This window comes from Streptosporangium sp. 'caverna' (genome assembly GCF_003203775.1).
Lineage (GTDB): Bacteria > Actinomycetota > Actinomycetes > Streptosporangiales > Streptosporangiaceae > Streptosporangium > Streptosporangium subroseum.
This window is the reverse complement of the sequence record NZ_CP029711.1, coordinates 10,072,720-10,084,476: the sequence shown is the minus strand read 5'-3', so window position 1 is coordinate 10,084,476 and position 11,757 is coordinate 10,072,720. Positions and strand designations below refer to the sequence as shown.

At 67.3% G+C, this 11,757-nt stretch carries 9 protein-coding genes; 4 read left to right on the top strand and 5 right to left on the bottom strand.

The genetic code is table 11. The annotated features are described in order from the left end of the window. The first annotated feature begins 133 nt into the window (after window positions 1-133). From DKM19_RS43495 to DKM19_RS43485, 3 genes are all read left to right on the top strand, one after another. Window positions 134-1,474, top strand: a complete 1,341-nt coding sequence (locus DKM19_RS43495; RefSeq protein ID WP_110704397.1) for a hypothetical protein — start codon at window positions 134-136, stop codon at window positions 1,472-1,474. 622 nt (window positions 1,475-2,096) lie between these two features. Further along, on the top strand, window positions 2,097-3,212 hold the full coding sequence (locus tag DKM19_RS43490; protein ID WP_110704395.1) for an FAD-dependent oxidoreductase: 1,116 nt from the start codon (window positions 2,097-2,099) through the stop codon (window positions 3,210-3,212). A 195-nt stretch (window positions 3,213-3,407) separates the two neighbouring features. Next, complete coding sequence (locus DKM19_RS43485; RefSeq protein ID WP_162642207.1) at window positions 3,408-4,079, top strand: L,D-transpeptidase family protein; 672 nt, start codon at window positions 3,408-3,410, stop codon at window positions 4,077-4,079. A 436-nt stretch (window positions 4,080-4,515) separates the two neighbouring features. On the opposite strand, the gene DKM19_RS43480 is transcribed toward DKM19_RS43485, so the two are convergent. The 3 genes from DKM19_RS43480 to DKM19_RS43470 form a co-directional block, all read right to left on the bottom strand. Then, a complete protein-coding gene (locus DKM19_RS43480) occupies window positions 4,516-4,698 on the bottom strand; it encodes an EF-hand domain-containing protein (RefSeq protein WP_239513910.1) in 183 nt (60 codons plus the stop codon). Window positions 4,699-5,072: 374 nt separating this feature from the next. After that, entirely contained in the window at window positions 5,073-7,343 is a 2,271-nt protein-coding gene (gene secD / locus DKM19_RS43475; protein WP_110704389.1) for a protein translocase subunit SecD, read from the bottom strand. A gap of 82 nt (window positions 7,344-7,425) precedes the next feature. Beyond that, window positions 7,426-7,806, bottom strand: a complete 381-nt coding sequence (locus tag DKM19_RS43470; RefSeq protein ID WP_110704387.1) for a hypothetical protein — start codon at window positions 7,804-7,806, stop codon at window positions 7,426-7,428. Window positions 7,807-8,078: 272 nt separating this feature from the next. Between DKM19_RS43470 and DKM19_RS43465 the strand changes: the two genes are divergently transcribed. After that, window positions 8,079-9,737 carry an alpha-amylase family protein gene (locus DKM19_RS43465; RefSeq protein WP_110704385.1) on the top strand — a complete coding sequence of 553 codons (1,659 nt, stop codon included), beginning with the start codon at window positions 8,079-8,081 and terminating at the stop codon, window positions 9,735-9,737. A 129-nt stretch (window positions 9,738-9,866) separates the two neighbouring features. Here the strand turns inward: DKM19_RS43465 and DKM19_RS43460 are convergent, their stop codons facing one another. Together DKM19_RS43460 and DKM19_RS43455 are read right to left on the bottom strand one after the other, a co-directional pair. Beyond that, a complete protein-coding gene (locus DKM19_RS43460; protein WP_110706398.1) occupies window positions 9,867-10,223 on the bottom strand; it encodes an HPF/RaiA family ribosome-associated protein in 357 nt (118 codons plus the stop codon). A 64-nt stretch (window positions 10,224-10,287) separates the two neighbouring features. Next, entirely contained in the window at window positions 10,288-11,670 is a 1,383-nt protein-coding gene (locus DKM19_RS43455; RefSeq protein WP_110704383.1) for an MFS transporter, read from the bottom strand. Window positions 11,671-11,757: the final 87 nt, after the last annotated feature.

The window sequence follows — 11,757 nt, the reverse complement described above, 5'->3', positions numbered from 1 at the left end:
GGACATGGGGATTCCGATGTTTTCGTGACCGGAGTTGTTTTCCTGACCGGGGTTGTTGGGGTGATCTCGTCTGGCTAGAGTGCAAACAAATTGTTTTGATGCTTTTGACCGGCTTTACCGGGGAGTTCTGTACATGCGATTTACTCTGCGCCGGGCTCTCGCCATCGGCGCCACGCTCGCGGTCGTCGGTGTCATGACGCCGGGGGCCGCCTACTCGCAGGATGACGACCCTCGTAGCTGCAACGATCTGATGGGTGCCGACACCCCCGCGTACGTCGTCTGCGTATGGCTTGCGAAGCCGGAGGAGGCCCTTGACGTCGCGTTGTTCTGGGGGGCCAACGACTCGGCCAACCTCAAGGAGGCCACTCCCCAGGAGGGGAAGTTCCTTGACTGCTCCTCTCCGGGGGACGTCTGCCCCATGCCGGAGGGCGACGAGATCTCGGGCGACGAGAACTCGCCCATCCCCGAGGGCGCCGAGGACGGCGGGGTGCCCGAGTGCGAAGCGGGCCAGGAGTGCGCGATCGGCGGCTATGAGGCCGGTGGTGACGGGACGGTGAGCGGGTCGGAGCTGGGCGGCTCCAAGCTCCCCGTCGGCGCCGCGACGACCAAGAACGTGACCCTGCAGGACACCGCCGCCGTCGCCGCCGCCGCTCAGACCCCCACCGGGAAGGCGATCACCACCGCCAAGGCCGACGGGTTCAGGGTCTGGATCGACACCGAGCTGGCCGATGACTGGAAGGCGGGCACGACGACCTTCGCCGCGGCCGTCAAGCGCATCGGCGCACTGGCCGCACGGCCGGAGGTGGCCGGGATCCGCTTCACCTCCCAGCTGGGCTACAACAAGAACTTCAAGACGGCGGAGGAGATCAACACCTTCGTCACCGCCGCGTCCACGGCTCTGCGCCAGGCCGCGCCCGGCAAGCGGCTGGGCGTGCACACGGTCGTGCCCGAGTTCGCCTGTGGAGCGAACGCCGCCTGCAAGACGGAGATGCGCAAGCAGTATCCGCTGCTCGTCCCCGAGCAGCTGGAGGCATCCCTGACCGCCGGGGGCATCGACCAGATCTCCCTGGACACCGGCCTGCTGTACGGCGGTTACACCCCCTGGAAGATCAGCGCCGAGCAGGCGCAGCGCAACCAGTGGATCCAGGTCCGCGCCAGCTCATGGGACGTCCTGGCCCAGGTCGCCGCCGAGGAGACCGGTCTCGTCGGTCAGGTCACCGCCGAGCAGGTCGCCTCCCGGGTGTCCAAGCCCGTCATGGACGGCGCCGCTCAGCAGGTGAACCTCTGGACCCGCGTCCAGAACGCCCAGGGCACGGCGAGCCGGCTGACCGCCTGGGACGAGCTGAAGAAGCTCACCCCGATCCAGCGCCGCATGGCGGCCGTCTACGACCTGAACACCCCCGAGGTGGACGTGACCACCGACCTCAAGAAGCTCTCCGAGGTCTTCGGCCAGATCTACCTGACCACCGCCTGACACTCCCTTCTCACCGTTCACCGAAGGCCTGAGGCGACCCCCGCCTCAGGCCTTCGGCATGTCCGGGGACGTCTCCACCACCGTCTGACGCCGCCGTGACGGTCGTCCGGCCCGTCCGGCGGCCGTGATGACGGTCCGGCCCCGTCCGGGGTGGCCGGGGCGGCTGCCTTCCCACCCGGTGGCCTGCCGTCAAAGCCGCGCTCGGTGCCGCCAATAGGGCATATAGGCGAGCCCAAATATCAACGCAGGCAATCCAGCCCCCCGAGGCCCTTATCGGCCCGCCGTAACCGCTGGGGATCGGCTAAAAATGTGCCAATATTGGCCCCCGCCGATCGATGGATTGATGGCGAAAATCCAGCTCGCCACCAAACGCTCGTCATCGGAGGATTCAGGTCCGGTGCGGCTTTGCCACCATTCGATCCGGATCGTTGCCTTTACCGGTAATGGTTTCCCATCGACTCGCGGTTGCTCTTCTCCTGCGATAGGCCTGCCTTCACTCCCGAGTTCGGTGGTATCCCGATTTACCCTGGAAGGGTTTCAGCATTCGTCATGGCGGCCTCCCGCGGTCGACCGTGCCGAAAAGTGATCGAGCTGGATGAATTCAGGAAGAAGGCGTTCTTAGGTGCGCGCGAGTTCAAGGAAGATACTTGTCGTCGGGGCCGGCGTGAGCGGACTGACGACTGCGCTCTGTCTGGCCAGGGAAGGATTCCGCGTCACCGTGATCGCGGACAAATTCGCACCCGACATTGTCTCGGTCGTCGCGGGCGCGCTGTGGGAGTGGCCGCCCGCGGTGTGCGGTTACCACCACGATCAGATCTCACTCGCTCGCTCCAAGAAATGGTGCGTCACCTCGTACGGAATGTTCGAGGAGCTGGCCCGGGCCAAAGTCCCCGGAGTGGCCATGCGAAGATCCAACTTCTATTTCAGGCATCCCGTCGAGGAGAATCCGCAGGACCTGCACAAGATGCAGGAGCTCGCGGGGAAGGTGCGCGGCTTCGTCCGCGATCGGTCACTCGCGGAACGCAATGGCATCAGTCCCGATTACGGCGTGGTCGACGCGTACTCCCACATGGCGCCCATGATCGACACCGACCAGTACATGATGTGGCTGATGCGGCAGGTCAAGATTCACGGTGTGCAGGTCGAGCAGTATCGAGTCGAGGGACTGCTGGCCGACCGGAGAGCCGAGCTCCTCGACCGGTTCGACGCCGAGGCGATCGTGTGCTGCGCGGGCCTCGGCACCGCCCAGCTCCGCGGCATCGACATGTATCCACTCCGTGGCGCGCTGGTACGGGTCCGCAACGACGGGATTCGCGGATGCCGGATCAACGAGGCCCACTGCGTCTCCCACACCGAGGGGAAAGACGAACAGGACATCGTCTTCATCGTGCCGCGCAGCCAGCGAATCCTTGTTCTCGGAGGACTGGCGGAAAAGGACGAGTGGGGTACGGATATCAACCTGGAGAATCATGGTCCGGTGCGGGAGATGTATGAACGCTGCCTGGCGTTCATGCCCGCACTGCGACGGGCCAAGCTGGATCCCGATGAGCCGGTCCGGGTTGGGTTGCGGCCTTTCCGGCGGGAAAACGTCTGCCTTGAATGGGATGAAGAAGGGCAGATCATTTACAATTTCGCACACGGTGGAGCTGGGTTCAGTTTCTCCTGGGGATGCGCCCAGGAGGCCGTCGGTCTGGTGCGTTCGGCCGTAGAGGATCGCACGTACTCGTATTCCTTCTGACTGGTTTCGCCGGAGAGCGGATGGGCGTGAAATATGCGAAGAACCGTCAAGTGTTTTCTGGTCGCGAACACGATCCTCACATTGACCGCGTGCCTGCCGATTGGCAGTGCGCATATCGGTATCGTTCCACCGGGGCATCCGGGGGCGCCCAGGCCCCAGGCCGACTCCTCCGCGCCCCAGGCCGGGAGCGTCGCGGTGTCGGGGTTCACCACCCTGCACGTCGGAGACAGCGGGGCCCAGGTCCAGCAGGTCCAGAGGCGGCTCGACCGGCTGGGGTTCGCCTCGGGGTCTCCCAGTTCCGAATACCGTCCCGCTCTGCGCGCGGCCGTATGGGCCTTCCAGAAGGCGAACGAACTGCCTCCCGTTGACGAGGTCGACCTGACGACCTGGCGGGCGCTCTCCCACCCGGCGCGGTTCAGGCCGCTGGTGCGCGCCGAGCCCACGAGGGTGGAGATCGACCTGCGCCGTCAGCTCCTCACGGCCTGGAAGGACGGCAAGCCCGCGCTGGTCACGCACATCTCGACGGGCAACGGCGAGCACTACTGCGAGAAGGGCCGCTGCGGGGTCGCCGTCACTCCCGTCGGCGACTTCCGTGCCTGGTTCCGGACGCCCGGATGGACCAAGGGGCCCCTGGGCGAGCAGTTCTACACCGTCTATTTCAATGGGGAGGTCGGCTTCCACGGCTCCGAACGGGTCCCCCTGCGTCCCGCGTCCCACGGATGCATCCGCGTCCCGCTCCACAACGCCAGGCCCCTCTACGACATGATCCCAACGGGGACCCCGGTCTACGTCCGCCGCTCCGAGGCTCCCGAGGCTCCCCGGGGTTCCGGGCAGAACGCGGAGCGGGAGAAGGCCGAACGGAGCTGACCGGAGCCGGGCTTCTCGCGCCTCACCTGGCGGGAGGACGGGGCGGTCATCGGGCACGCATACCGAACGGGGTCGATCGGAGCCGGGGCCTTCTCGCGCCTCACCTGGCCGCAGGCCCTACCGGAGGACGGGGCGGTCATCGTGCGCGCATGTCGGAACCGGCGGCAGGTGTCGAGACCGCGCCGGCGGGGAATGGAATCTGATCCACGCTCGGCCCGCGACTGGCTCATCGCGGCCGGTAGGGGGGATTCACGGGTCGAGCGTGGGCGAACCGCCGGGAGCGCCGCCGGGTCAGCGGTTGCCAGGAGCGCCAGAGGTCGGCATGCCGACCTCTGGCCTCGCCGAGGGCCTCGGGGTCGAGGACCATGCGCCCAGGGACGGCAGCGCATCGGCGAGGGCCGGATCGAGGTCAGTTCGGGAGGTCTCCTCTTCGGGCCTACTTGAGGTAGTTGCCGAACTCCTCCAGGGACATGAGACCGTTGCCATCCTGGTCGATCTTGGCGATGGCCTCGGTGGCGGCCTCGATGGTGATCGGCTGGCCGAGCACCTCCATGAGCTGCGTCAGCTCGTTGGCCGAGATGAAGCCGTCGCCATCGACATCGACAATCTTGAAAGTCATCGCGTAGTCGTCCGCCATGAGGGCATCCGCCTTCCAGAGCAGGGGAATCAGACGCGAAGCACATTAGCGGGATATCGCTAGGTTGAGGACATTCTTGCTTTCTTACTCGACCTCCTTGACGTTCCCCCTCTCCTGACGAGTTACGGGGGAGGGGGAACGCCGGCGCCCCGGGCAGTTGTGCGGGCCCGCGGAGAATGCCCGAGGGCCCGCGGAGATCCTGCGTGGAGCGCCATGGAGAGCTCGGGAGATCCTGCGAGAGCGTACGAGATCCCGGGGGAGCTCGGCTCCCGGAGATCCCGTACGCGGAGAGCGCACGGAGAGATCGCGGAGAGCTCACGGAGAGCGGGAGCCGCCCTCCGTGAGCCTCGGTGCGGTCAGAGCACGGCGCCCGACCCCTCGGGGGCGGCGACCTTCCCCCTGCGCTTGGGCTGCGGCGGTGGCGTGGAGCTGCGCTTCTCAAGCTCGATCGCCAGCGGCACCGCGACCAGCGCCGAGGAGAGCGTGCCGGCGACGATGCCGATCAGCAGCGCCACCGCGAAGTTCGTCAGCGAGTCGCCGCCGAGCATGGCCAGCGCCGCCAGGATGAACAGCGCCCCCAGGCCCGTGTTCACCGTACGGGGCACGGTCTGCAGGATCGCGGTGTTCGACACCTCCTCGAACGAGACCTTGCGCTGCGCTCCCCACAGTTCGCGGATGCGGTCGAAGACCACGACCTTGTCGTTGACCGAGTAGCCGATCACGGTGAGCATCGCCGCCAGGAAGACCCCGTCCACCGGCTTGTTCAGCCAGGCGAACGTGCCGACCACGATCGCCGCGTCGGCGACCAGGGCCAGTACCGCCGCGAGCCCGAACGTCCACCGGAACCGGAACACGAGGTAGGCGAGCTGCGCGGCGAGTGCGACGCACAGCGCGATGAGCGCGTTGCGGCGCAGCTCTTCCCCGAGGCTCGGGCCGATGAGCTCGTCGCGTTCCTTGGTGACCTGCCCTCCCTTGCTCTCCAGCGCGGTCTCGATCTTTGTCACCTCGGCGTTGCCGATCTGGCCGGCTCGTACGGAGATGTCGTCGCCCGACGACTGCACCACCGCGTTCGGGAAGCCCGCGCCGCTGACCAGCTCGCGAGCGGCGTCGGCGGTCATCGGGGTGCTCGTGGAATACTCCACGAGCCTGCCTCCGGTGAACTCCACGCCGTAGTTGAGCCCCCGGACCATCAGCCCGCCCACCGCGACGCCCACCAGCACGCAGGTGACCGCGAGATAGAGCGCACGGCGGCGCATCAGGTCAGGGTTGCGCGCGTTCAGCCAGGTCCGGACGCGCCCGATGTCGGACAGTCCGGTCAGCTTCGGCCGATCCAGCACGCTCCTGCGGCTCATCGCCCACTGGGCCATGACGCGGGTGATGACCATCGCGGTGATCAGTGAGGCGACCACGCCGATGCTCAGCGTGACGCCGAAACCGCGCACCGGACCCGAGGCCAGGAAGAACAGCAGTCCCGCGGCGAGAAGCGTGGTGATGTTGGAGTCGGCCACCGCGCTCCAGGCGTTGCGGAAGCCCTTCTCCAGCGCGGTCTTGAAGTTCGGTTCTAGGGCGTACTCCTCCCGGGCGCGTTCGAAGACCAGCACGTTGGCGTCGACGGCCATGCCGATCGCCAGCACGAAGCCCGCCAGGCCGGGCAGGGTGAGCGTGGCGCCGAGTCCCACCAGCGCCGCGTAGGAGATGAGCGCGTAGCAGGCCAGGGCGATCGCGGCGATGAAGCCCACGAGCCGATAGATCACGATGATGAACAGCGCGGTGAGTATCACGCCGATGACCGCCGCCTGGGCGCTGGCCGCGATCGCGGCGGCGCCGAGCGTCGGGCCGACGGTCCGCTGCTCGACGATCTCGACGGGCACCGGCAGGGAACCGCCCTTGATCAGTGTGGCCAGGTCTTTGGCCTCATCCGCGGTGAAGTTGCCGGTGATCTGTGTCGAGCCGCTGGGCAGGCCCACCTTGCAGGCCACGTCCGAGTTCATCTGCGGCGAGACGACGACCTTGGAGTCGAGGACGATGGCGACCCTGCGCTTCGGGTCGCCCACCGGGTTGCAGGCGGCCGCGCCGGTCAGCTTGGCCCACGCCTCACGACCCTGCTCGCGGAAGTCGACGGCGACGTACCAGCCGCCGCCCATCTGGGCGTCGTTCCCGGCTCCGGCGTCGCTGACGCCGTCACCGGTGAGCTGGGCCGGTCCGAGGAGCAGCTTGGCGCCGTACTCATCGGACATGATCTGCTCCCCCTTCCGCGCCTTGGTCATGGCGTCGGGCACGGCGAGGACGGGGTGGAAGGTGAGCTGGGCGGTCTTGCCGATGACCGCGGCGGCCTTGGCCGGGTCCTGCACGCCGGGCAGTTCGACGATGATGCGCCGCTCGCCGGAACGGGCCAGCGGCGCGTCCGCCACACCCAGGGAGTCGGCCCGGCGGCGGAGCACCTCGAGGGTGCGGTCGGTGGACTCGGCGTTGGCCTTGACGGTCGGGGAGTCTCTCGTCTCCAGCACGATCTGGGTGCCGCCGCGCAGGTCGAGACCCAGGCGCGGGGACATGGTCAGGGCGATGAACAATGAGGTCGCGATGACGGCTAACGCCGCCATCGCGCGCACCACAGGGGCACGCGTCATAGAAGCCTCCACAGGCTGGGGGGAGTTTTCCGGGTACGGCAAAGGCACCCGGAGCGACTCCGGGTGTTTCGTCGGGGGAGTGTCAGCTACCTGTGGGGGGCGGGGCGCGACCCGGCTTGACCAGCGGGGCCGCGAGTGAACGTGAATCGTCGTCACCGGCGGGGCGCCAGTCGAAACCGGGGGCGAGAGACAGATATCGGGCGTCAGACGGGCGGGTCGCGGCCGGGTGGCCGCCTCCGCCGGTTCCGGTGAAGCCCGTGGTGAAGGAATGCCGCTGCCGGTCGGGCGGAACCTGATGGGACAGGGGCTGATGTTCGCCGGCGGCCTTGGCGACCGCCGTGTGCCGGGGCAGGAGGGTGGTGGCGGTGCTCCCGCCCAGGCCTCCGGAGACGAGCAGCGGGAGGAGCAGGGCGAGCAGGGCGAGCAGCCGGCCGATGGGCGCACCGCGCCTTGGCTGCCGCATGGTCTCCTCCAGGCCGTCGACTACACCGTAACTCTCCGAGGTGCTTCACGACCCCTTCCGGGACCTTCTCCGCGATCTCCACCGCGACTTTCCCCCGCGCTCTCCTTCGTGGTCTCCCCGTGTCCTCCAGACACCGGTGAGCCCGTGGCCGGAGGCGCCTGCCGTACTCACCGCGGTCCTCACGGGAGGAACATTCGGGCCGTATGTCCGGTGACTAGCGATACATACCCGCCGTATCTCATAAACGTGCCATGCGGGGGTAGTGCGCATGCATGCGACTGACCTACACAGCTGACCTATGGTGGAAGAACGCGGTCGTCTACTGCCTCGACGTCGAGACCTACAAGGACGGCAACGGCGACGGCATCGGAGACTTCCGCGGTCTCACCCAGCAGGTCGACCACCTGGACCGGCTCGGCGTGACCTGCATCTGGTTGATGCCGTTCTTCCCGAGCCCCAGCCGCGACGACGGCTACGACATCGACGACTTCTACTCCGTCGACCCCCGTCTGGGCACCCTGGGCGACTTCGTGGAGTTCATGCGCACCGCCAGGGACCGGGGTATGCGCGTGATCGCCGACCTCGTGGTCAACCACACCTCCGACGAGCACCCCTGGTTCAAGGAGGCGCGCTCCAGCCGGGACTCGGCCAAACGCGACTGGTACATCTGGCAGGACAAGCCCGATCCCGTCGATCCCAAGGCCATCGTCTTCCCCGACAAGGAGGACAGCCTCTGGGAGCTCGACAAGAAGACGGGGCAGTACTACTACCACAGCTTCTACAAGTTCCAGCCCGACCTGAACACGGCCAATCCGGAGGTCCGCGACGAGATCGCGCGCATCCTCGGCTTCTGGATGGAGCTCGGGCTGTCCGGGTTCCGGGTGGACGCGGTGCCCTTCCTGATCGAGGGCATCGGCGGCGACCCGCACGAGTTCCTCGCCGACCTGCGCGCCTTCATGAACCGCCGCGACGGCACCTCGATCCTGCTGGGCGAGGTCAACCTGCCCTACCCGGACCTGATGGAATACTTCGGCGCCGGCAACGGCGACCAGGTCACCATGTGCTTCGACTTCATCGCCATGCAGCGGTTCCACCTGTCGATGGCCCGCCAGAACCCGGAGCTCCTCGCCGACGCCCTGCGCGAGCGGCCCGAGCCGCCCGACGACTCCCAGTGGGCGATGTTCGTCCGCAACCACGACGAGCTGACCCTCGACAAGCTCACCGAGTCGCAGAAGCAGGAGGTCTTCGACGCCTTCGGTCCCGACAAGGACATGCAGGTCTACGACCGGGGCCTCCGCCGTCGCCTGCCGCCGATGCTCGACGGCGACCTGCGGCGGATGAAGCTCGCCTACAGCGTGCTGTTCTCGCTGCCGGGCACGCCGGTGCTCTTCTACGGCGAGGAGATCGGCCTCGGCGAGAACCTCAAGGGCGAGGGCCGGATGGCCGTCCGGATCCCGATGCAGTGGTCCGCGAGCGGCGGGTTCTCGCCCAACCCCAAGACCCTCGTGCCGTCTCCCACGGGGAAGTTCGGCCCGAAGAACGTGAACGTGAACGACCAGCGCCGCGACCCGGACTCGATGCTCCGATGGATCATGCTGCTGATCGAGCGCTATCGGGAGTCGCCCGAGCTGGCCTGGGGCGCCTACGAGGTGCTGGACGCCGGGGACGAGGCCGTGCTGGCCCACCGGGCCGACGCCGAGGGCGGCACCGTGGTCGCCGTCCACAACTTCGCCGACCGCGAGGCGAAGGTGGAGCTCACGCTCGAAAATCTCGGTCACTGCGACGTGCTGACCGACCTGCTGGTGGACGGCACGCTCAAGCTTCCCCGCAGCGGCAAGGTCAAGTTCACGCTGGAGCCGTACGGCACCCGCTGGTTCCGCGCCTCCATCCCCGACGCACCCCCGGAGGACAGCTCGGCCAAGCGCGGGTGACCCCCTTTCAGCTCACGGAGTCCGGCTCACGGAGTTCGGTCTCCTTGGAGTCCGGCTCCGTGAAGGCGACGGATCGGCGATCGCCGGGATCGTCGTCCGACCGCGGGGAAGGATCGGGGGCCCGCGAGGTCAGGGCCGGTGCGGCCGATCGTGGCGCGGGTCCCGTTTGGTCTTGAGCTTGTCCAGCTGGTGGATCAGGTCGTCGCGGACCTCGGTCAGTGCGGCGGGCATATCGGGCTGGGACGAGGTGGCCACCAGCGGCTCCGCACGCGGGAGCAGGCATTCGAGCGTCACTCGCTGCTCCGCCCCGCCGCGGTTCTTGACGCTCAGCCGCAGCTCCACCGAGTCGCCGGAATAGGAGCGCAGCCGTTTCCCCAGGGGAACGAACCGCTCGACGATCTCGGGACGCTCGTCCTCGGTGAAGCCCGTGCCGAGTATGAGTCGCTCGTCGATGACGTCCGGCTGCCCGTTGGTCGCGTCCGTCATGATCAACAGCCTTTCTCTGTAGTCATAACACTACATTTCGATATATCCGTCGTTCTGACCGGCATCACCCAAGTGCATAAGTTGCCGTGTGGCGCTCGCCGCGAGGACGCAGCCCGAACCAGATGAAGACCACGCTGACGAGTGTCACGGCCACGTTCACGCTCAGCGCGAGGTGGATGCCGGTCAGCTCCACGCTTTGCGTCGCGGCGACCGAGCTCAGGATCGGGATACCGACGGTGACGGCCACCTGCTGGGTCATCGAGGTCAGGCCCGTGGCCAAACCCTGCTCCTCGTTCGCCAGACCCGAGGTCCCGGTCACCGTGTACGCCACGATGGAGGTTACGTGCCCGAAGAACCCGATGAACAGCGCGGGGATCAGGACCGCGAGAGCCACTCGATCGGCGCCGAGGAACACCAGCGGGAGGGTCGCCAGGCCCTGCACGGACAGGCCCATGGCCAGGACCTTGCGGTTGCCGAAGCGCCCGATGAAGCGCCCGGCGATCACCCCGGCGGCCATGGCCGCCAGGCCCGGGACGCCGAAGATCAGGCCGGTGGTCAGCGGGGAGAAGCCCAGGACCTTTTGCAAGTAGAGCGTCATCAGGAAGATCATGGCGGTTTCCATGGTGAAGACCACGAGCCCCGCGTAGTTACCCCACTTCACCGTGGGCCGCTTGAGGATGCGTACCGGGGCGAGCGGCGCGGGCGAGCGTAGCTCGATCGTCCAGAACGCGGCCAGCAGCAGCACGCCGACGACGGCCGAGGGGATGTGCTTCTCGATGATCGCGTAGATCACGGCCAGTAGACCGCCGGTCGCGGTCAACGCTCCAGGCAGGTCCAGCTTCACCCGGTCGGGCAGGCTGCTCTCGCTGATCAGGAAGGGGGTGAGCAGCAGGATGACCAGGGCGACCGGGACGTTGATGAAGAACGCGGCCCGCCAGCTCAGCAGACTGACGAGGGTGCCGCCGACCAGTGCGCCGACGGTGAAGCCGCCTGAGAGCAGCGCGCCGTTGAGGCCGAGGATGCGGTCGCGCGTCGGGCCTTCCGTGAAAGTGGTGGTGAGCAGGGACAACGACGCGGGGATCGTCATCGCGGTGGCGAATCCCTGCAGCACTCGGGCGGTCAGGAGCATCTCGGGATTGGATGCGAAGCCGCCGAGCAACGAGGCCCCGGTGAGCAGGACCATGCCGGACAGGAACAGCCTGCGGCGGCCGAACAGGTCTGCCAACCGGCCGAACAGAAGGGTGAAGCCGGCCGCAGGCAGCGCGTATGCGGAGGTGATCCAGGGGAGCCCGGTCAATCCGAACCCGACGCCCGCGCCGACCTCCGGCAGGCCGACGTTCAGGATCGAGAAGTCGACGGACAGCATGAACCCGGCACCGAGCAGGACAAGCAGGATCAACCGCTGCTTGCTACTGAAATGTGGAGGCAAGGTTGTGTCGGTAGTCATAAAACGGTTCCCTTCAAGAACCCGGTATCGTCAACGATCAGTACGCCGTCCGGCTGTCAGAGCCGCTCGGCGACGTATTCCTACAGG

Excerpts from the sequence above, each read along its gene's own strand:
- DKM19_RS43480 (WP_239513910.1), bottom strand. The coding sequence starts at position 4,698 with ATGACTTTCAAGATTGTCGATGTCGATGGCGACGGCTTCATCTCGGCC.
- secD (WP_110704389.1), bottom strand. The coding sequence starts at position 7,343 with ATGACGCGTGCCCCTGTGGTGCGCGCGATGGCGGCGTTAGCCGTCATC.
- DKM19_RS43495 (WP_110704397.1), top strand. The coding sequence starts at position 134 with ATGCGATTTACTCTGCGCCGGGCTCTCGCCATCGGCGCCACGCTCGCG.
- DKM19_RS43465 (WP_110704385.1), top strand. The coding sequence starts at position 8,079 with ATGCGACTGACCTACACAGCTGACCTATGGTGGAAGAACGCGGTCGTC.
- DKM19_RS43460 (WP_110706398.1), bottom strand. The coding sequence starts at position 10,223 with ATGACGGACGCGACCAACGGGCAGCCGGACGTCATCGACGAGCGACTC.
- DKM19_RS43455 (WP_110704383.1), bottom strand. The coding sequence starts at position 11,670 with ATGACTACCGACACAACCTTGCCTCCACATTTCAGTAGCAAGCAGCGG.
- DKM19_RS43470 (WP_110704387.1), bottom strand. The coding sequence starts at position 7,806 with ATGCGGCAGCCAAGGCGCGGTGCGCCCATCGGCCGGCTGCTCGCCCTG.